This window comes from Streptomyces sp. 1331.2 (genome assembly GCF_900199205.1).
Classification (GTDB): Bacteria; Actinomycetota; Actinomycetes; order Streptomycetales; family Streptomycetaceae; genus Kitasatospora.
Genome location: NZ_OBMJ01000001.1, coordinates 6,570,258 through 6,590,204, shown reverse-complemented (window position 1 = coordinate 6,590,204; position 19,947 = coordinate 6,570,258). Strand labels below are relative to the sequence as shown.

Annotated in this window: 14 protein-coding genes; 4 read left to right on the top strand and 10 right to left on the bottom strand. The window is 73.1% G+C overall.

Annotated features, from left to right (window positions below):
• Nucleotides 1–29: 29 nt before the first annotated feature.
• From CRP52_RS38560 to CRP52_RS28700, 7 genes are all read right to left on the bottom strand, one after another.
• Nucleotides 30–167 (bottom strand): hypothetical protein, encoded by a 138-nt coding sequence (locus CRP52_RS38560; RefSeq protein WP_179852953.1) that lies wholly within the window; start codon nt 165–167, stop codon nt 30–32.
• Entirely contained in the window at nt 164–2,869 is a 2,706-nt protein-coding gene (gene lanL, locus CRP52_RS28725) for a class IV lanthionine synthetase LanL (protein ID WP_097239049.1), read from the bottom strand. The genes CRP52_RS38560 and lanL overlap by 4 nt, the downstream gene beginning before the upstream one ends.
• 239 nt (nt 2,870–3,108) lie before the next feature.
• Complete coding sequence (locus CRP52_RS39935) at nt 3,109–4,692, bottom strand: trypsin-like serine protease (RefSeq protein ID WP_097239048.1); 1,584 nt, start codon at nt 4,690–4,692, stop codon at nt 3,109–3,111.
• A gap of 85 nt (nt 4,693–4,777) precedes the next feature.
• The gene (locus CRP52_RS28715; protein WP_097239047.1) at nt 4,778–6,520 is read right to left on the bottom strand and encodes a trypsin-like serine protease; all 1,743 of its coding nucleotides are present in this window, start codon (nt 6,518–6,520) and stop codon (nt 4,778–4,780) included.
• A gap of 43 nt (nt 6,521–6,563) precedes the next feature.
• Nucleotides 6,564–7,082 (bottom strand): hypothetical protein, encoded by a 519-nt coding sequence (locus tag CRP52_RS28710; RefSeq protein ID WP_097239046.1) that lies wholly within the window; start codon nt 7,080–7,082, stop codon nt 6,564–6,566.
• A gap of 39 nt (nt 7,083–7,121) precedes the next feature.
• A complete protein-coding gene (locus tag CRP52_RS37765; RefSeq protein ID WP_143685847.1) occupies nt 7,122–7,616 on the bottom strand; it encodes a hypothetical protein in 495 nt (164 codons plus the stop codon).
• A gap of 617 nt (nt 7,617–8,233) precedes the next feature.
• Nucleotides 8,234–9,175 carry a helix-turn-helix domain-containing protein gene (locus CRP52_RS28700; RefSeq protein WP_097239045.1) on the bottom strand — a complete coding sequence of 314 codons (942 nt, stop codon included), beginning with the start codon at nt 9,173–9,175 and terminating at the stop codon, nt 8,234–8,236.
• Nucleotides 9,176–9,416: 241 nt separating this feature from the next.
• Between CRP52_RS28700 and CRP52_RS28695 the strand changes: the two genes are divergently transcribed.
• Nucleotides 9,417–10,307 (top strand): hypothetical protein, encoded by an 891-nt coding sequence (locus CRP52_RS28695; RefSeq protein WP_097239044.1) that lies wholly within the window; start codon nt 9,417–9,419, stop codon nt 10,305–10,307.
• A 333-nt stretch (nt 10,308–10,640) separates the two neighbouring features.
• Here the strand turns inward: CRP52_RS28695 and CRP52_RS28690 are convergent, their stop codons facing one another.
• Both CRP52_RS28690 and CRP52_RS28685 read right to left on the bottom strand, forming a co-directional pair.
• The gene (locus tag CRP52_RS28690) at nt 10,641–11,261 is read right to left on the bottom strand and encodes a maleylpyruvate isomerase N-terminal domain-containing protein (RefSeq protein ID WP_257032897.1); all 621 of its coding nucleotides are present in this window, start codon (nt 11,259–11,261) and stop codon (nt 10,641–10,643) included.
• A 98-nt stretch (nt 11,262–11,359) separates the two neighbouring features.
• Nucleotides 11,360–12,262: an NAD(P)-dependent oxidoreductase gene (locus CRP52_RS28685; protein WP_097239042.1), complete on the bottom strand. Its 903-nt coding sequence runs from the start codon at nt 12,260–12,262 to the stop codon at nt 11,360–11,362.
• Between the two features lie 212 nt (nt 12,263–12,474).
• Between CRP52_RS28685 and CRP52_RS28680 the strand changes: the two genes are divergently transcribed.
• The 3 genes from CRP52_RS28680 (at nt 12,475) to CRP52_RS28670 (ending at nt 15,553) form a co-directional block, all read left to right on the top strand.
• Nucleotides 12,475–13,467, top strand: a complete 993-nt coding sequence (locus CRP52_RS28680) for a helix-turn-helix domain-containing protein (protein ID WP_441349064.1) — start codon at nt 12,475–12,477, stop codon at nt 13,465–13,467.
• Nucleotides 13,468–13,659: 192 nt separating this feature from the next.
• On the top strand, nt 13,660–14,772 hold the full coding sequence (locus CRP52_RS28675; protein ID WP_097239040.1) for a serine hydrolase domain-containing protein: 1,113 nt from the start codon (nt 13,660–13,662) through the stop codon (nt 14,770–14,772).
• A 4-nt stretch (nt 14,773–14,776) separates the two neighbouring features.
• On the top strand, nt 14,777–15,553 hold the full coding sequence (locus CRP52_RS28670; protein WP_097239039.1) for a MerR family transcriptional regulator: 777 nt from the start codon (nt 14,777–14,779) through the stop codon (nt 15,551–15,553).
• A gap of 150 nt (nt 15,554–15,703) precedes the next feature.
• On the opposite strand, the gene CRP52_RS28665 is transcribed toward CRP52_RS28670, so the two are convergent.
• Nucleotides 15,704–19,930, bottom strand: coding sequence for a glycoside hydrolase family 38 C-terminal domain-containing protein (locus CRP52_RS28665; RefSeq protein WP_097239038.1), 4,227 nt, complete (start codon nt 19,928–19,930; stop codon nt 15,704–15,706).
• Nucleotides 19,931–19,947: the final 17 nt, after the last annotated feature.

Genomic DNA, 19,947 nt, shown 5'->3' with positions numbered 1-19,947 from the left:
GGCTCTCACAGCACCACGGGGGTGGGCCGTCAGTCGACCGGGTCGAGACAGAGGTCGGTCGGCTCGTAGCTGTGGTGGCCGGTGTCGCAGCACATCATCGGCTCCAGCGGCTGCTCCTCGGTCTCGGGCAGCTCCTGCAGCTCCAGGACGGTGCTCTCCATGGTCATCCCCCCTCTCCGGGGCTCGGGTGATGGTGGTGGTGCGGGTCCGCGGCCGGCCGGTCGACCAGCCACGATCGGGGGCCGCCGTGCAGGCGGCGGAGCAGGAGGTCGAGCACGCCGCCGTAGCCGACGTTGTAGGCGGCGGTGACCTCCCTCAGGGTGTCGTCGGGGACGAGGTGGCGGCCGTCGCGGAGCGTGGCGCGCAGGGCGATGCCCTGGATGAGGTCGTCGGCGCGGGCGAGGTGGCGGTCGTCGCCGGTGGCGGCGGCCAGGTCGAGGAGCAGCTCGGCGTTGCCGGCCAGCCCGTGGCAGCTGCCGGGCCCGAGGCGGTGGCGGTCGCGGTGCACGGCGAGCGCGGCGCCCTCGGCGTGGGCGAGGTGGCGCCGGTCGCCGGTCTCCTGCCAGAGCCGCAGCAGGAAGGTGCCGATGCCCGAGGAACCGTGGCACCAGTAGTTCAGGCCCGGGCGTTCGGTGCGGCCGGGGCCCTTGGGCCAGTACGCGGCGCCGTCGCGCCAGTCGGTGAGCGCGCACAGGGCTTCGCCGCCGCCGAGTGCGATCCCGGTCAGTTCGGGCCGGCGCAGTTCGCGGCCGGCGGCGAGCAGGAAGGCTGCGTTGCCCGCGACTCCGTGGGCGAAGCCGTAGTGGGTGGAGCCGGCCAGTTCGGCGCGGTACCGCGGGCCGAGCGGCCAGTCCACGCCGGACCGACGGGGCTGACCGGACCCGCCGGACTGGCCGGACTGGCCGGACGTCAGCAGCTGCAGCAGCCCGTCCGCGCACTCCCGGGCCCGGTCGGCGAAGCGGCGGTCGTCGGTGCGGCGCCAGAGGTGGAGCTGGGTCAGGCCGGCGCCGGCGAGGCCGTGGCACACGTCGGCGCTGCCCGAGGCGAGCGGGATGCGCAGGGCGAGGGCGAGGGCCCGGTCGGCGAGTCGGCAGTCGTCCAGGGTGGTCGCCGCGTCGTGCAGGGCCCAGGCGGTGCCGGAGCGGCCGAAGTGGAGCCCGGGCAGGATCCGGTCGGGCTCGGCGAGCCTGGCGTCCAGCCAGTCGGCGGCCTCGCGCAGCGCGGGCCGGGCGGCCTCGTACCCGCAGCGGACGGCCCGGGCGAGCACGGCGAGCAGACCGGCGGCGCCGAGCTGCACGTTGCAGGGGTCGCCGTTCGGGAGGGAGCGCGGGGCGGGCCAGAGGTATTCGGCGGCGGTGTCCATGGTGGCGGCGAGGTGGGCGAGGCCGTCCTCGATCAGGCGCTCGGCGGTCACGCGCGAGGCGGTCGGCGGTGCGGCCGGGTACCCAGCGGTGGGCACGGTGGGCGCGGCCGGCGCGGCCGGCGCCGCCTCGCCGTCGAGGAACGCCGCCGCCCTGGCCACCGTCCAGCGCCGCGGCATCTCCGCCGTCAGCCCGGTGATCAGGGGCGCCAGGGCGCGCAGCGCGGGCAGGTCCGCAGCGGCGGCGGCGAGCAGTGCGGCGAGCCGTTCGCCGGCCGGGCGGGCCGGTGCGCTGTCCGCGGCGAGCACCGGGCTGATGCCGGCGACGGCGTGCAGCAGGGTCGCACCGAGGCTGAAGCAGTCCGCCTCCGGGCCGGGCGCGGGAACCGGCCCGACCACGGGCTCCACGGACGGACCGTCCAGGTACCCGGGGTCGGTGAAGCCGCGGGTGCCGGCCGGGTGGGCGGTGGCGCCGAACCGTACGGCGAGTTCGAGGTCGACCAGGACCGGCCGGTCCTGCGGGGTCATGATGACGTTGCCGGGCTTGAGGTCGCGCAGGACGAGCCCGGCGGCGTGCAACTCCCCCACCAGCCCGACGAGTCGGCGGGCGAGCGTGCGCGCCGCGGCGACGGGGACCTGCCCGTCGCCCCGGTCCAGGTGTTCGGCGGTCCACTGCTGGAGGTTCCGGCCGGGGATCAGGTCCTCGACCAGGAACAGGTGACCGCCGGCCTCGAAGAGTTCCCGCACCCGCGGGGTGACGCCCCGGGGAGCGAGTCCGTCCAGGACCTCCGCCTCGTAGCGCAGCCGGTCCCTGGCGTCCCGGCCCTGCGGGTCGACGCCGACGTGCGGCCGGGCCTCCTTGAGCAGGACGGTCTCGCCGCTGCGGGTGTCCTCGGCGCGGTAGACGCCGCCGCGGTTGGAGTGCCGGATGGCCTCCTTGACCAGGTACCGTCCGGCCAGCAGGACGGGCTCGCCCTTGCGGCGCGGCTCTCCCGCGCGCCGGGGCGCGGCGGGCACCCGCTCCGCAGCGGCGAACGGGTCCTCGGCCCACGGGGGCGGCGAGAACCAGGGGTTGCGCTCGTCCGGGTGGAGGCTGCCGTCCGGCGCGACCAGCCGGCCCTCGTAGAACCCCTCGTCGTTGAGCAGCCGGGGCCGCGCGAAGCAGCCGTAGCGGTAGTGCACCAGGCTGCCGGGGCGGTGGCGGCGGTCGGAGAGGATGGCGGGGCCGGGCAGTCCGGCGGTCGCCTCGGACAACTCCTCGGCGACGAGCCGGAGTTGGTCGTCATCGGCGGGGTAGGCGGTCAGGAACTTGCCCGACTGCGCCCGTACGGCCCGGGTGCCGGTCAGCTCCGCGGTGACCTTCGGCCGGGCCGCGAACTTGAACGCACAGCCGTGCGCGACGAGCACCCGGCCGGCGCGCTCCAGCACCTGCGGCGCCGAGACCACGGTCGCCGAGACGTGCAACTTCCATCCCTGGCGCCGCGGTTGGTGGCGCGGTGGGGTCACCATCCACCACGGCTCGACATGGCGGACGCGCCAGCCGGCATCGTGATCGGCTCGCGTCAGGACTTCCGCGAGAACGGACCGGTAGGCCTGGGTCACACGGCGACGCTAGCAACGGTCAAATCGCCAACACAAGCCTACTGCAGGCGATTTGATGCCGAGTTGGGGTCTTGATCAGCGTGGGAACCCCCAGGGCGGGCCGGTCCCGGCGCTCCGGTACCGACCCGCTCCCGGGGAAGGGTGCGTCAGTTGGTGGTGGCGGCGATGCCCTGGATGCTGCTGCTGGGGACGAGGTAGAAGGTGGTCCAGCTGCCGTCGGCCTTCTTGTCGGCGGTCCAGATCCGGTCGTCGCTGCCGATGGCGAACACCCGGGTGGTGTCGCCGATGGCGGTGGTGGCGACCTGCTTGACGCCACTGGCGTTGGGGACGGCGTCGAAAGCGCTCCACGGGCCGTTGTCGGTGCTGTCGGTGATCCAGATCTGCTGGTCGCCGCCGATGGCGAACAGCCGCACGGTGCTGCCGACGGTGGTCGCGCCGATGTGCTGGATGCTGCTGCTGGGGATGACCGCGAAGGTGGACCAGCCGCCCGCGGTGTAGTCACCGGTGGTGGTCCAGATCCGCTGGTCGCTGCCGATGGCGAACAGCCGCACCGTGTTGCCGACGACGGTGGCGGTCACCTCCTTGACCCCGGAGGCGCCGGGCAGCGCCTGGAAGGTGGACCAGGTGCCGGCGGTGTAGTCGCCGGTGGTGGTCCAGATCCGCTGGTCGGAGCCGACCGCGAACAGCCGGACCTTGTTGCCCATGGCGACGGCGGTCAGCTGCTGGATGCCGGCGGCGTCGGGCAGCGGCTGGAAGGTGGACCAGGCGCCGTTCACGCCGTCCTTGCTGGTGGTCCAGATCCGCTGGTCGCTGCCGACCGCGAACAGGCGTACGGTGCTGCCCATGGTGACGGCGGCGACCTGGCGGATGCCGCTGCCGTCCGGCACGGCGTCGAAGGTGCCCCAGGTGTTCGTGGTGTACGAGCCTTCGTTGCCCCAGATCTTGGTGTCACCGCCGATCGCGAACAGCCGGCTGCCGGGGCGCGACGCCTTCACCTGCTGCACCCAGGTGCCGAGGTCGTCGACCCGGCTGTTGTAGGCGCCGGTGCGGGTCTCGGTGGCCGGGGTGCCCAGGCAGCCGCCCTGCCAGGAGCGGGAGGCCACCGCGACCAGCTCGGCCTTGCCGTTGGTCTCCCGGATCGCCGGGGCACCGGTGTCGCCCTTGCAGACCGCGGCGCCGCCGGTGCCGGTGGTGCCGATGCCCGTCGCGCTCACCGTGTCCAGCGAGAACGCGCCGGTGTGCAGCTTCAACGGCGCCCACTCGTCCTTCGTCCGCCCGAACCCGGCGACGCGCAGCGTCTGCCCGGCGGTCGGTGCGGTGCCGGCCAGCGCCAGCGGGGCCACGCCGTCCACGGCCGCCGTCAGCCGGGCCATCACCAGGTCACGGTCCTGACGCGGCACCAGCTCGGCGACCTCGGCGGACTTCCCCGCGATGGTCGCGGTGGTCTTCCACTTCGGCGCACCGGCGGCCACTGCCTGCGGCTGCGCCGGGTCGTCGGCGAAGCAGGACGCGGCCGTGACCACCCAGTACCGGTCCACCAGGGCACCGGTGCAAGCCCGCAGGTTGTCGCCGATCGTCAGGCGTGCGGTCGAGGCGTAGGAGCCGTCGGCCGCAGCGTCACCGACCACCGCACCGGCCGGAGCGCCGGAGAAGGTGGCCAGCGCACTGGTCGCCGCAGCCGCAACCAGCACCCCCGCCCGTCGGTTGCGGGGCTTGGTCTCGCGGTTCATGGGGTTCTCTCCTCGGAGGTATGGGACGGTCGCGCCCCGTGGATGCCGGGGGCGAATCGGATGGACCGGGTGGACCGGATGCCGGTCAGGGCGCGGAGGGGCCGCCGTGGTAGCGGACCCAGCCCGGGCCCTGCGGGTCGACGGACCACAGGGTGCCGTTGCCGTCGCGCACGAAGGTGACCAGGTGCTTGCCGACCGGGTCCACGACGGTCTGCGGGACGGCGTCGGCGGCCAGGGCGGTGCCGGCCGGGGTGAGGATGAACTCGGTCCACTTCCCGGTGGAGAAGTCCAGCGAGTTCAGTCGGTTGTTCGGGCCGTTCACGTACACCACGGCCCTCCGGGCGCCCTGGTCGGCGATCGCGACCGGGTCGGTGGCGGCCATCCCGCCCCAGTCGCGCCAGCCGGGCCCGTACGGGTCGACGGACCACAGGTGGTGGGCGGTGTCCCGGACGAAGGTGGTGAAGTGCCCGGTGGCGGGGTCGACGACCGTCGAGGGAACGGCGTCGGCAGCCAGCACCGTGCCGGCGGCGGTCGGGACGAACTCGACCCGGCCGGCGCCCCGGCGGTCGATCGAGTTCAGCTTGTTGTCGGGCCCGTTGACGTACACCACGATGTGTCCGTCGTTCGGGTTGACGACCGGCACGGGGTCGGTGGCGGCCAGCGGGCCGTAGTCGTACCAGCCCTCGCCCTGCGGGTCGACGGACCACAGGTGGTGCGCCGTGTCGCGGACGAAGGTCACCAGGTGCCCGGTGGCCGGGTCGACCACCGTACGGGGCACGGCGTCCGGGGCGAGGACCGTACCGGCGGTGGTGCGGATGAACTCCGTCCACTTGCCGGTGGTGCGGTCGTAGGACCAGAGCTTGTTGTCCGGCCCGTTGACGTACACCATCACGTGGTTGTCGGCGGGGTTGACGATCGCGGTGGGGCGGGTGGCGGCGTAGCCGCCCAGGTCGTTCCAGCCCTCGTTCTGCGGGTCGACGGACCACAGGTGGTTCTTGCTGTCCTGGACGAAGGTGACCAGGTGCCCGCTGACCGGGTCGGCGACGGTGAACGGCGAGCCGGTCACCACGGTCCCGGACGGGGTGCTGTGCCGGACCTTCTCGATCCAGGCGCCGAGGTCGTCGACCCGGGTGCCGTAGGCGCCGGTGCGGGTCTCGGTGGCCGGGGTGCCCAGGCAGCCGCCCTGCCAGGACCGCGAGGCCACTGCGACCAGCTCGGCCTTGCCGTCGGCCTCCCGGATCGCCGGAGCACCGGTGTCGCCCTTGCAGACCGCCGCACCGCCCGTGCCCGTGATGCCGATCCCGGCCGCGCTCACCGTGTCCAGCGAGAAGGCACCGGTGTGCAGCTTGTTCGGCACCCACTCGTCCTTGGTGCGCCCGAACCCGGCGACGCGCAGCGTCTGCCCGGCGGTCGGTGCGGTGGTGGCGATCGTCAGCGGGGTGACGCCGGAGACCGGCGCCGCCAGGCGGGCCATCACCAGGTCCCGGTCCTGACGCGGCGCCAGCTCCACCACCTGAGCCGACGTGCTACCGACGGTGGCGGTGGTCTTCCACTTCGGTGCACCGGCGGCCAGTGCCTGCGGCTGCGCCGGGTCGTCGGCGAAGCAGGAGGCGGCGGTGAGCACCCAGTACTGGTCGACCAGCGCACCGGTGCAGCCTCGCAGGTTGTCGCCGATCACCAGCCGGGCGGTCGAGGCGTAGGAGCCGTCGGCGGCAGCGTCACCGACCACGGCACCGGCCGGGGAGGTGGCGAAGGTGGCCAGTGCGCCGGTCGCGAGAGCGGCGGTCAGTGCGCCGGCCCGGCGGCGGGGCGAGGAGTTGCGAGGCATGGGTTGGGTTCCCGGGGGTGAGAGAGGGGTGCGGGGAGCGGTGTCAGCCGGTGACGGTGAGTTCGACGAGGCTGGTCGGGGCGCTGCCGGTGCCTTCGCCGGTGCCCTTGAAGCCGTCCTTGGGGATGTCGAGGGTCTGGGTGGCGGTGCCGGCGGTGAGGCCGGCCCGGATGGCGCGGCCGGTGGTCTGGAGGGCGAATACGTCGGGCAGTTGCAGGGTGAGTGAGCCTGTGGTGCCGTCGGCGGTGAAGCAGATCTTGTTGTCCGGGTTGCCCGGGGCGCGGGTCCAGATCTGGATCTGGGTGGGCTTGGCGCAGTCGCCGAGCAGGATGTGTCCGTCGCCGCGTATGAGTTTGACGCGGGTGATGGCTGTGGCGCCGGGGTAGCTGAAGTCTTCGACGGCGGGGGGTGCGGCGGAGTTGTCGGCGGGCGGTGTGGTGTCGGCCGCGGCGAGTGCGGTCGCGCCGAGGAGGGCTGCGGTGGTCGCGGCGAGGGCGGCCGTCCATCGGCGGGCGGTGGTGCGGCCGGTCGTCTTCGCCGTGCGCGGGGGGTTGTGGGTCACCTGGGCTCCTGGGGGAGGGTGAGCGGGTGCCGGCGGTGGTCAGCCGATGATCCGCAGTTCGAGGAGGGCTGCGGGCTTGCCGGTGCCGGTGCCGCTGCCGATCCCGACGCTGGCGCCGCCGGGGCCCTTGGCGATGTCGATGGTCTGGGAGACGCCTTCGCTGGTGAGTTTGGCGCTGACTGCGTAGTCGTCCGTGCGGATCCGGATGACGTTCGGCACTTCCAGGGCGAGGTAGCCGGTGTTGGTGGCGGCGCGGAAGCAGATCTGGTTGCCGCTCTCGTTGGGCAGGTCCATGCTCAGGACCTTGATCTGGTCGTCGACGGCGCAGTCCGACAGCAGGATGTGGCCGTCGCCGCGCAGCAGCTTGACGTTGCTGTAGGGGGCCGGGCCGGGGTAGGTGAAGTCCTCGACCGCGGGCGGTGCGGTGGAGTTGTCCGCGGGGGTGCCCTCGGCCGAGGCGAGCGCGGTGGCGCCGAGCGTGGTCGCCACCGCGACGGCGCCGGCGGCGATCCACCGGGACACGTGCTTTGCCATGACTATTCCTCTTCGTTCATCTCGTGTTGCCCGTTGGGCGGGTCCTCGGAATGCGGTGAACCGACCTGGACGGTAGGCGGACCGACTCGCTGGGACGGCGCGTCAAGGGGGGTGGAGGACACCTCGGAACGATCGCTTCGCCACCCCCGGCGATCACAACGGAATCCGGGCCATCGAACCAGAGAGTCTGACATTACGCCAACTTCCGACCCGTTCTGAGCAGGCACTATGTCACGTTTTCGAACAGCCTGGGCGCTTGCTGACGATGCGTCGGAATTTACTGACTATGCATGGCTAACGGCAGTCCATTGCAGGCCGCATACCTCTCGACTTCGCGAGTTCATGCACTTTCTGTCACGGCAGAATGTGTCGGTAAGCTCCACTGCGGCCTTATTCGGCCGACATCGACAGTGGAGGTTCCTGGTGCGTCATCCGATATCCCGTTCACGCCGGCCTTCACCGCCTGGCGAACGAGCGGGATCGGGATCTCCGAATGGTCGGCGAACTGGGTCATGTTCCACCCGGCCGGGAACTGCCGTAGGACCACGACACGCCCGTGGGAGAAGCGGCCTCCGCCCCCTGAACGGGCGGAGGCCGCTTTCGTGTTCCGGGGACCGTCAGCCGGCGTCCGGGGTCTCCGCCGTCGGTTCGGCGCCGGTCCAGCCCTGGTTGGCGTCGACGGTGGTGAGGGGGGCGACGGAGGTGGGGCCGGCGGTGCCGAAGGCGGCGCAGACGGGGTCGGCGGTGTCGACGGTGACCAGGGGGTCGCGCAGGCTGGTGTCGAGTTTGGTGTAGAGGAGGAGGGTGCCGCCGGTGGTCTGGGCCGGGGTGCCCGGTTGGACCGTCACCGGGTGCTGCCAGCGCCAGGCGCCCCAGGTGAGGGTCACCGGGGTGTCGGCGGGCTTGCCGTCGGGGCGGGCGAGCAGGGCGTAGACCTGGCCCTGGTAGCTGTGGTCGTACTGGTAGACCCAGTGGGTGCGGGCGTCGCAGCCGGAGCCGGCGGCCGGCCAGGGCAGCGGTGCGGGCGGCGGGACGACGACGACGGTGGGCAGTGCCCGGGAGGGTGTCGGCTGGGGGCCGGCCTCGGCCGAAGCGGTGTCGCGCGGGAGTCGGAGGCCCGTCAGCAGGCCTGCGGTGAGGCCGACGACGAGGGCTGCGGCCGCGGTGGCGGGCCGTGAGGTCCACCACCGCGGGGTGGCCGAGGAGACGGGCCGTAGGGCCGGCGGCCGGGGCGGTCCGGCGTCGGCGGGCCGTGCGGGGACGGAGCCGTCCTCCGAGGTGGCCGGCTCGCCCAGCGCGTCGCGCGCCCGCTCCCAGTGGTCGCGCCACGGGGCGGGGTCGGTCTCCCCGCAGGCCTCCAGGAAGGCCTCGACCGTCGCCCAGGTCGGCAGGTCCACGCCGCCGGCGGCCTCGGAGAGGACCGTGGTCGAGCGGTGCACGCGCCGGCTCATCGTGGCGAAGGTCGGGTCGCCGGCCCGCTCGCGCAGGGCGCGCAGTCGCAGGGCGAACTCCGCGACCGGCCCCGCGCCGGGGTCCAGGCTCCGTTGTCTGCGGCCCACCGGTGCTGCCCTCCCCCGTACTGCGGCTTCGCGCTGATTGATTGTCCGGACGAAATTGTCCGCAACCATCTGCCCGGTGACCAGGGGTTGATCTTTTTCCGTGATTGTTTGTCCGAGTCCCGACGGTGTTGGCCACGACCGACCGGCCCGCCACTGTGGTGGGCGCACCGGGACCGCCGGACTCACAGGTGCACCACCAGCCCCGTCCGGGAACCGTCCACACCCTTTCCGGGAGACCGCTATGAAACCCCTCGCACAGTGGCTCGGACGCATCGTCGCCACGCTGGCCGTCCTCGCGGGCGGGCTGGTGGCGTTCGCCGCGCCCGCCTCGGCCGCCACGATCTGCGGCAACTCGCCCGTCCCGCCCGGGCAGGTGATCACCGCCGAGCGCACGAGCAACAGTTGTGGTGGCTACCTGGAACTGACCGTCCAGCCGCCGTTCAACGGCATCGGCATCTGCGGCGGCTCCCCGATCCCGCCCGCCTACGTGATCACCTCGGAGCAGACCAGCAACAGCTGCGGCGGCCACCTGGCCCAGACGATCAACATCGCCGCCTCGCGCATGGGCATCTGTATGGACTCCCCCATACCGCCGGGCTACGTGATCCTCTCCGAGCAGCAGACCAACAGCTGCGGCGGCCACCTGGGCGGGTACATCAGCAACGAGCTGTTCCCCGGGATCGGCGTGTGCGCCGACTCGACCGTTCCGGCCGGCTGGGTGATCCTCGCCGAGAACCAGACCAACAGCTGCGGCGGGCACCTGGCCGAGACCATCACCAACAGCCTCTTCAACGGCATCGACGTCTGCGCCGACTCCACCGTCCCGGCCGGCTACGTCATCACCGCGGAGCAGCAGAGCAACGGCTGCGGCGGACACCTGTCGGAGAACCTCAACACGCCGTTCCCCGGCATCAACGTCTGCGGTGACTCGCCGATCCCGGCCGGGTACGTGATCACCTCGACGCAGCAGAGCAACGGCTGCGGCGGGCACCTGGTGGAGATCATCACCAACAACCTGTTCAACGGCATCAACGTGTGCGCCAACTCGACGGTCCCGGCAGGGTGGTGGGTCGCGTCGATGTACACCACCAACGGCTGCGGCGGGTACCTGGGCGAGATCCTGCAGCACTGACGGCACCGGCGAACGCAGGTGCGTCACCCCTGATCCCCCGGCCCCGGTCGCCCGCAACCCCCGCAGGGCGACCGGGGCCGGGTCGTGGACTCCGCCAGGACGGCGGCCGCCCCCAGGGGGGAGGGGCGGCCGACCGCCGGCTCTGTCCGGCCGCCCGGGCGGGCATCCGCCGGGGCTGCCGATCGGCACCCCCGCATGCGGCGGAGATCTGCCGATCGGCACTACCGGAGGACCGTGCTGAAGGGGGAGGGTGAGGGGCACCAGGGGCCGCCGAAGGAGTGGCCCGCAAGGAGGTGAGTCGCTTGCGCACGTCGACGTGGGGAGCCCCCGGGCTCAGCGCACCCGCCCGTCCCACTGCCAGCCCTCGGCCGGGCGACGGGGGTGCCCGGGGAGAGCGGTCCGGCCGGTGCACCAGAGCAGGGTCTCGGCGTTGCCGTGGCCCGTCGGCGCCTCCGGGAACAGCCTGGCCACGGCCGGGCCCGCAAGGTGCTCCGGTGGCTGCCAGTCGAGCTCGAATGCCTGGGTCAGGTCCCAGCCGTGGACGAGGAGTTCGACCACGGCCATGGCCGCGAAGCCCGGACCGTCCGCGTGGCCCCAGGGGTGCCAGGCCCTGGCCTCCGGCGGGGTGTCCCGCACGGTGGCGGCGAGCAGGCTGCCCGCGATGCGCAGGCCCTCCAGGCAGTGCGGGATCGGGGCGCCCGGGTCCAGGGAGCCGAACAGGGTGATGTAGCGGTCGGTGGGGCGAGCGGTCAGCAGGCCCGCGTAGCCCAGCACGCCGAGCGCGAGGTGGTCCAGCATGGCCCGGGCTGACCAGTCGCTGCCGGCGGCGTGACGAGTCCAGTCGGCATCGGCGGCCCGTTCGAGGGCGCTGGTGGTCGTCGCGGCGGCCTCGACCACCAGCGCGGCCCAGTCGGCCCGGGAGAGCGGGGGGGCAGCGGGGCCGCTGACGCCCACAACGGAAGCAACGGGAACAACGGTATTCAGGGGAGCAACAGTTGACGGTTCGATGAGCATACGAACAGTATCCGGCATCAGCGTGGTGGAAGGAGCGCTCACTTCTCGATGACCTCGATGAGGCGCGCGTAACTGTCGGCCCCGTGGCCGGCGTCGATGGCCTGGCGGACGTGGCCGGCGAAGACCTCCGGCAGGGTGGTGTCGATGCCGCGCGCGTGGCTGGCGTGCAGCAGGTGCTCCATCGCGGCCAGGTGGATGTCCAGGCTGGCGTCGTCGCCCGGGTAGCTGCGGGCATCGGTCTGAGCGGCGTAGCGGCTGATGAACCCGGCCACCGCGCCGGACAGCCAACGGTTGGCCACCGGCGTGAAGTCGGCGGCCCGGACACCGTCCGCGCCGACCAGCGCGACGCCGTGCAGCCAGCCGCTCAGCGCGGACCACATCAGGCCGAGCAGCGCCGCGTCGTACAGGCCGGCGACCCCGGCGTCCGGGCCGAGCTCCACCGGCTCGCCGAGGGCGGCGAGCGTCGCGTGATGGCGGGTCAGGACGTCCGGTGCGCCGCTGTAGAGCACCGTGGCGTCCGGGCCTCCGATGCCGGGCGGGGTGATCATGATGGCGCCGTCCAGGTAGGCCAGGCCCAGCCCGGCGGCCCACTCGGCCATCTCCCGGGCCTGCTCGGGCGAGCCGGAGGTGAGGTTCACCAGGGTCCGCCCGGCGAGCGCCGCCTCCTGACCGGCCAGCACGGAGCGCAGCGTGTCGTAGTCCAGCACGCAGGCGACGATCAGCTGGCTGGCCGTCACCGCGGCCTCGGGCGAGGCGGCTGCGACGGCACCGCGCGCGACCAGCGGCTCGGCCTTGGCGGCCGTACGGTTCCAGACGGTGGTCGGGTGGCCGGCGGCGAGGAAGGCGCCCGCCAGCGCGGTGCCCATCGCGCCGAGGCCGAGGACGGTGACGGATTCACGCGCCAGCTCGTTGGACGACTCGTTCGACGGCTCGTTCGACATGGTGTTCTCCTGCTTCCGGTGGTTCAACGGGCCGGGCGCGCCCGGGCCTTGATCGACATCACCTACTTTCGCAATGGCCGAACGCCGCCGACAGTGGCAGGATTGCCCTTCACCGAACGGTTCCTGCCAGGGAGGTATCCACCGCCATGTCCGTTCCCGCCACCGGTCCCACAGCTGGTCCCGGCTTCGGCCCCGCCACTGGTCCCGGCACCGTGGCCGTCGCCGTCCTCGACCATGCCGAGCTCCCGCTCTGGGACCTGTACGAACTCGGCATGGCCTGCGCGGTCTTCGGCATCCCGCAGCCCGAGCTCGCCGACCGCTGGTACGAACTGCGACTGTGCGCCGAGACCCCGGACGCCCCGGCCCCGCCCCCGGCCCCCGGCGGCTTCGGCTTCTCGCTGCGCGCCGAGTACGGCTGGGACGCGCTCGCCGGGGCCGACACCGTGATCGTCACCTCCGTCCCGGACACCTGTGTGACCGGCGAACGCGAGGTGCCGCCCGCACTGGTGGCCGAACTCCGTCGCGCCGCCCAGGCCGGCGCACGGATGGTGTCCCTGTGCACCGGCGCCTTCGCGCTCGCGGCCGCCGGCCTGCTGGACGGCCGACGGGCCACCGCGCACTGGTCGCACACCGCCGACCTGGCCCGCCGCTACCCTGCCGTCACCGTGGACGACGGCGTGCTCTACGTCGACGACGGCGACGTGCTCACCAGCGCCGGCGTCGCCGCCGGGCTCGACCTCTGCCTGCACCTCGTCCGGCGCGACCTCGGCGCCCACGTGGCCAACCAGCTGGCCCGCAAGCTGGTGGTGCCCGCCCACCGCCCGGGCGGACAGGCCCAGTTCGTCGATCTCGCCATCCCCGTGGCCGACGACGACAGCCTCTCCCCCGTCCTCTCCTGGGCCACCGAGAACCTCGACCGCCCCATCACCACCGACGAGTTGGCCCGCCGGGCCAGGATGAGTCCCCGCACCTTCTTCCGCCGCCTCCAGGCCGCCACCGGCACCACCCCGCTCCAGTGGCTCCTCAACCAGCGCCTCGCCCGCGCCCAGTCCCTCCTCGAAGCCACCGACCTGCCCGTGGAACAGATCGGCGAACGCAGCGGCCTCGGCAGCGCCACCAACCTCCGCCGCCACTTCACCGCCCGCGTCGGCGTCACCCCCACCGACTACCGCCGTGCCTTCCGCTCCCCGACCGCCTCGATCTGACCGGAGTTCCACCCCGGCCGTGGCAGGCCCGGTCAGCACCGATCAGTGCCGGGCCGTTCCGATCAGTGCCGGTCCCCGTCGGGGTCGGGTGCTGTGAGCCGGGACACAGTTGAGGTTGACCCTGGGTCAGGGTGAAAGCTCCTCGCAACGGCCCGACAGCGAGTCGGAACCGTCCCACCTGGAGGAGCAATCATGACCGTCACCCTTTCCGTGCAGGGGCAGCACCGTCCGGAGCTGCGGCAGGCGATGGAGGAGATCGTCGCGTCGGGGTTCCTCGGCGTGCAGCTGCGGGTGAACGACGAGCGGGGCGAGTGGGTCGGCGGGGCCGGGGTGCGCGAACTGGGCGGGACCTCCGCGCCGTTGACCGAGGGACACTTCCGGGTCGGCAGCATCACCAAGAGCTTCGTCGCGACCACGGTGCTCCTGCTGGTGGCCGAGGGCAGGATCGGCCTCGACGCCCCCGTCGTCGGCTACCTGCCCGGGTTCGGGCTGGACCGGCGGATCACCGTGCGGATGCTGCTGCAGCACACCAGCGGCATCTTCAACCACACCGGCGAGCTCGGCGCGGACGGGACCTTCGAGCCCGGGGTCGCCTGGCGCGGCAAGGAGTGGGTGGACGGCCGGTTCCGCTCCTACCCGGCGGAGGAGCTGGTGCGGCTGTCGCTGTCCAAGCCGCCGCGGTTCGCGCCGGGGACGGACTGGAGCTACGCCAACACCAACTACGTGCTGGCCCGCCTGGTGGTCGAGAGCGTGACCGGCCGTCCGTTCGCCGAGGAGTTCCGGCGGCTGGTCCTGCGGCCGCTGGGCATGACCGGCACGGTGGCGCCGGGCACCTCCCCGGAGCTCCCCGAGCCGCACCACCACGGCTACTACCGCTACGAGGACGCCGGGCAGCAGAGGACGATCGACATCACCCGCCACAACCCCTCCTGGGTGTCGGGCGGCGGCGACATGATCTCCACCACCCGGGACCTGCACACGTACTTCTCCGCCCTGATGGGCGGCAGGCTGCTGCCCGCCGGGCTGCTGGCGGAGATGCGCACCCCGGAGGCGAAGGCCGGCTACGGCCTGGGCGTGTTCGTCCAGGACACGGGCGCAGGCGGCACCCTCTTCCACCACAACGGCGCCACCATCGGCTCGGCCGCGCTGATGTACAGCACGCCCGACGGCCGCACCACCCTCACCGCCGGGCTGAACTACGTGGACGACCCCGACGTGTCCATAGCCGCGGCGTTCCAGCAGGCCCAGCAGCGCCTCGTCGACGAGGTCTTCCGTGGCGGACCGGCCGAACACAAGGCAGGCTGAGCGGATGATCAACGGAGTCACGATAGGACAGGCGGCGGCGTTCGTCGGCGTCACGGTGAAGACGGTGCGGCACTACCACCGGCACGGGCTGGTCGCCGAACCGGAGCGCGACGGCTCCGGCTACCGCCGGTACGGCTCGGAGGAGTTGCTGCGGCTGGTCCAGGTCCGGGCGCTGGCCGCCGCCGGGGTGCCACTCGCCGAGATCGGGCCCCTCCTCGACGCCGACGCGGACGACTTCGCCGCCACCCTCGCCGACGTCGAACGGCGCCTCACCGAACGGATCGCCGACCTCACCGCACGCCGCGACACCCTGCACCGCCTCGCCGCCGGCGACCGCGCCCTCCTGCCCGACCGCGCCTGCACCATCCTGGAACGCATGCCCGGCCTCGGCTTCGGCCCCGACTACGTGGCCGCCCAACGCGAAGCCCTGGTCCTCGCCCGGGCGCTCGTACCGGAGGGCTTCGACGGCTTCCTCACCCAACTCGAACACCGCCTCGACGACCCCGAGTCCGTCGAACTGACCAAACGCGGCTGGGAAGCCGAGTCCTGGGAACCGGACGACCCGCGGATCGAAGAACTCGCCACCGCCATGGCCGACCACTACCTCGCCAACCCCGCCCTCCTCGGCAACCCCGCCAGCCTCCGCGCCTGGAGCAGGGCCGCCGCCCAATACCGACTGATCAACAACCACCGCGAGGCCCAGGCACCCATTTCCGCCCGCCTCACCGCCCTCACCGAGGCCAAACTCCGTGCCGCCGGCTTCCCCCTCCCCCACCGCTGACGACCCCACCCGCGGCCGCCCACCCGCCACCCCCAGCCGTCCGCGCCGGCCGCCGCCCGCTGAAACCGTCGGCGCCTCAGTGGCGGTGGTGGTCGTCGGGTGGGGCAGTGGGCAGGAGGGGGTAGCCGTCGAGCAGGCCGAGGACGGCCGTCATGCCTCCACCACCAGGGCCACCGTCGGGGCGTACTGGCAGCGGCCGAACCACATCACCTTGGCGAGGGCCCAGAACGAGCCGGGCTCGGCGGATTCGGCGGCGGACACCGTGAAGTCGACCACCGTGGAGGAGCCGGCCGGAACGGTGAAGCCGCGGACCGGGTCGGCGACAGCCTCCCAGGTGCCCCAGGGCGAGACCAGTTGCAGCTCGCCGCGGATCTCGCCGCGGGTGCGGTTGGTTAGGGTGAGGCTCAGCACGGATCGGCCGCCGGGGGTGACGCGGACGGTCTCGGTGGAGACGGTGACGTCCAGGCCGGTGGCACGTCCGGTGGTGGCCTTGGTGCCCTGGGCGGCCGTCCAGTCCTCGGGGGCGTCCCCGGGGAGGGGCAGCAGGTCGGGCAGGTCGCCGACGGCGATCGTGACCACGTCCTCGATCTGCTGGCCGCCGTGTTCGATCCGGACGACGGCGAAGTGCAGCCCGGGCTGGGCGTCGGCCGGCGGGGTGAGGGTGACCGGGAAGCGCAGGTGACCAGCGGGTGCGAGCCGGTACGGGTGGCTGCCGAGGCTGGTGGCCCAGCCGTCGGGCGGCAGTACGGTGACCGTGCCCTCGACGGCTGCGTCCTGCAGTTGCGAGGAGAGGGCGACGGAGAGCGTCACCGCCTCCCCCGCCGTCCGCAGCAGCCCGGGCGAGGCCCCGACGGACACCGGCAGGTAGCCGAGCGGTGCCGGGCCCCGGTTGTGCAGCCAGTAGCGGGCATGGACCGGCTGGGCGGGTTCGGCGGTCGGTCCGAGCGTCGGTCCGTCGGCCGGTGCCGTGACGCTGGGCGCGGCGAGCAGGGTGGCGATCCGGGAGCCGGGGAGGTTCAAATCGGCTGGACCGTACGGGTGTTCCAGCAGGTCGGCGGAGCGCAGGTCACCCAGGCCCAGAGCGCCGCCGAGCTGTGCCGTCCGCCCGAGGCCCGTGGACTCGACCAGGCGCACGGTGAGGTCGCCCCTGCCGTCACACCCGGCCGGGGCCGCCGAGCCCCGTGCGATCGGGTTTCCGGCCGGTTTGAGGGCGCCGAGCAGCACCTCGCGCTGCGGCTCGACCCGCAGCCAGGAGAGGGTGGCCGGGAGTGGGCCGTCCTGGGCCGGGGTGATCCGCGCGTACAGCGGGTGGTTGAACTCCTGGCCCTGCGCAGGCAGGGTCTGGTCCCGCCAGTCGCCCTCACCGCCCACCAGTGCGTAGCTGAACTCATGGGTCCAGTGCTGGAGTTGGAAGGAGGTAGCGTCGGGCAGGGTGCGCCGGGGCGGGTCGATCCAGACGCCGGACGGCCAGCCGGTGCAGGACCGCATCAGCGACAGGTGCAGGGCGCCGGTGGTGTCCACCGCGAAGCCGGGCAGGCCGAAGCTGAGCAAGGCCACGGTGTGGTCGGCGAGTTGGTCGTCGACGACGGACGGGCGGACGACGGAGGGGCAGACGACGGAGGGGCAGACGACGGTGATCCGGGCGTCGGCGAGGTCGTCGACCAGCGAGGAGAGGTCGGACACGATCAGCGCGGGCAGCGACCGCAGGTCGCGCAGGTCGGCATCCGGCCGCCAGACCTCGGCGAGCGGGGTCAGCGCCGGCACCCACACCGCGCCGTGCGCCTTGAGCACGGCCGCGCACTCCTCGCCCGCCCGCTCGATCAACTCCCGTGCCACATCGTTGACTTCTGGCGCACCGACGACGATCCGGAAGTCCGGCAGGTTGGAGTCCACCGCCAGCCAGCCGTACCGGGCCCAGTCCGCCGCCGAGGTCGTGGCGGTGACCCCGACCCGGGCGAGGGCGACCACCAGCGGGCGGGCGTCGGCGGCTTCGTCCAGGGTCGGGACGACGACTTCCGCCACGCCGAGGGCGCGCGAGCCGATCACCGTCCCGGTCGTGTCGGTCAGCACGGCCCGCGCCGTGGCGCCCACCCCGAACCAGGTGTGGGCCGGATTGTCCGGCGTCCACGGCGCCTCCGCCGAGTCCACCTCGGGCATCGCGAAGCCGCGCCCGATGACCGCGCCCGCGACCTCGCTCACCGGCAGGCCGCCGGGGACGTCGACCGGGAAGCGCAGCCGTAGCAGCCGGTCGGAGCCGGAGTGGTCCAGGACCCGGGTGCGGCAGTCCACCCGGTCGAGGCCGCGCCACAGCGTCACGGTCTGCGCGTACCGGACGGAGTCGACCGTCCCCTCGATCACCAGGCGCTCGCCGAGCGGCCCGGTCTCCCGGCGGACGGATGCAGCCTTGGAATCGCCGGAGCCGACGACCGGGCCGCTCGGCACCAGGTGCCAGGGGCCCTCGCCGAAGTCGGGGTGCTGCGGGTACTCCTCGTACACCCGCAGTTCGTTGCCGATCCGGCCGTCCTGGATCAACTCCCGCTCGTACCGGAGGTCGTAGACGGAGGAGAGCCCGCCGCCGCGCGCCGGGTCGGCGGTGACGCGGTACCGCTGGTTGGTGATGCAGACGCCCTCCGCCGCCGTCCAGGGCTGCTCCGCGTCGCCGTCCACCAGGCGCCAGGTGCGCCAGCCGAGCGCCGGCACGGAGGAGGCGAGGAACCGCAGCGTCCCCCGGTCGACGGCGCTCGGTACGGCCGCACCTACATCGTCCACGACCCTCACCGACCGTACACCGGCGGGGAGTTCGACCGTCACCAGGTCACTCCGGTCGAAGGAGAGCGTGTTGGTGACCACGACGGCCGCCCCCTCCCCCACCGTGGAGATCCGCGCCGTGAGCGCGTCCAGCGAAGCGTCCCGGACGGCGGCGGCCAGGTCGTACGCCTCCCGCCAGCCGCCCAGCAGGTCCAGGTACACCTGGTCCGACTCGGAGCCGGTGATGGCGTCGTGGTGGGCGCCGTAGGCGAGGTGGCGCCAGACCTTGTCCAGCGCCGCGCTCGGGTAGCGGCCGAGTCCGTGGACGGCGGCGAGGGTGGCGAGCTTCTCGGCGTCCACCGCCGCGACCTCGCCGGCCCGTTGGGCCTGCTTGGTGTCGATGTAGGAGACGTCCTTGCCGGTGTAGACCGGGTTCATGTCGCGGGTCTGGGGGCTGGGTCGCCGTCCCGTCGAGGCGAGTTCGGCACGGACGGCGTCGAGGAAGTCGCGCGGGGTGGCGCAGACGAACCGGGGCCAGAGGTACTTGGCCGGCCAGGAGCGGTGGATCTCGGTGACCCACTTGTTCGGCGGGGTGTAGTCCGTCCCGACGGGCAGCAGCAGGTTCTTCGTGGCGCCGACGGGCTTGAGCTTGCGGTACAGCGCGTAGACGGCCTGCTCGGCGGTGGCGAGATCGGGCGAGGAGTCCATCCACCAGCCGGCCGAGTAGTGGTGCGGCATGTAGTGGGTGAGCACGCCCTCGCCGCCGGGGGCGATCCACTCGAACTCGCTCGGGAACTGCATCACCCGGGCGTCGTCCTCGGCCTCGCGGAAGTTCTTCTGGATCGGGCCCCACTGGTGGAACGGGCCGCGGGCCCAGGCGCTGCCGGTGAGGCCGGCCGCGGCGAGGTGGCCGGGGAACTGCGGGTCGTGTCCGAACACGTCGAGCTGCCAGGCGGTCTGCGGGTCGCCGCCGAGGATGTCGCGCTGGTAGCCGATGCCGTGGACGAGGTTGCGGATGGTGGCCTCGGCGCCGGTGAGGTTGGTGTTCGGCTCGTTGTAGGTGCCGCCGACGAGTTCGACCTGCCTCCGCTCCAGCAGCAGCCGCAGGGTCGCGCGGCGTTCGGGATGCTGGTCGAAGTACGGCTTCAGGTAGTCGACTTCGGCGAGGACGAACTTGTACACCGGGTCCCGCAGGGCGAGGTCCAGGTGGGCGTCGACGAGTGCGAAGCCGTTGCGCTCCCAGCGGGGCCGGGTGGTGGCGTCGGCGGCGAGCAGGTCCCACGGGGAGGTGTAGGCGGCCTGGGTGTTCCACCAGACCGGGTCGTAGTGGAAGTGCGAGACCAGGAACATCGTCCAGCCCGGTTCGGCAACCTCCAACACCCCTTCCGCACGGGCGTCTTCGCAGCCGACCGTGACCGGGATCCGGTCGCCCGGCCGGGCTTCGGCGGCGATCTCCAGCGGGACTTCGACCGGCCCCGTGCCGGTCGCCTCGCCGCGGACGCCCGGGCCGCTGACGGTGATCCGGGCGGCGGCCGGGCCCTCGATCGTCACCCGCAGGAGCTGGCGCGGGGCGTCCTCGGGGCCGACGAACAGGTCGGTGCTTTCTACGGCGGTGATGGTGACCGGCACGGGGGTGGTCCTTTCCG

Coding starts and splice junctions, on each gene's coding strand:
- CRP52_RS39935 (WP_097239048.1), bottom strand. CDS start 4,692: ATGAACCGCGAGACCAAGCCCCGCAACCGACGGGCGGGGGTGCTGGTT.
- CRP52_RS38560 (WP_179852953.1), bottom strand. CDS start 167: ATGACCATGGAGAGCACCGTCCTGGAGCTGCAGGAGCTGCCCGAGACC.
- CRP52_RS28670 (WP_097239039.1), top strand. CDS start 14,777: ATGATCAACGGAGTCACGATAGGACAGGCGGCGGCGTTCGTCGGCGTC.
- CRP52_RS28675 (WP_097239040.1), top strand. CDS start 13,660: ATGACCGTCACCCTTTCCGTGCAGGGGCAGCACCGTCCGGAGCTGCGG.
- CRP52_RS28715 (WP_097239047.1), bottom strand. CDS start 6,520: ATGCCTCGCAACTCCTCGCCCCGCCGCCGGGCCGGCGCACTGACCGCC.
- CRP52_RS37765 (WP_143685847.1), bottom strand. CDS start 7,616: ATGGCAAAGCACGTGTCCCGGTGGATCGCCGCCGGCGCCGTCGCGGTG.
- lanL (WP_097239049.1), bottom strand. CDS start 2,869: ATGGTGACCCCACCGCGCCACCAACCGCGGCGCCAGGGATGGAAGTTG.
- CRP52_RS28695 (WP_097239044.1), top strand. CDS start 9,417: ATGAAACCCCTCGCACAGTGGCTCGGACGCATCGTCGCCACGCTGGCC.
- CRP52_RS28685 (WP_097239042.1), bottom strand. CDS start 12,262: ATGTCGAACGAGCCGTCGAACGAGTCGTCCAACGAGCTGGCGCGTGAA.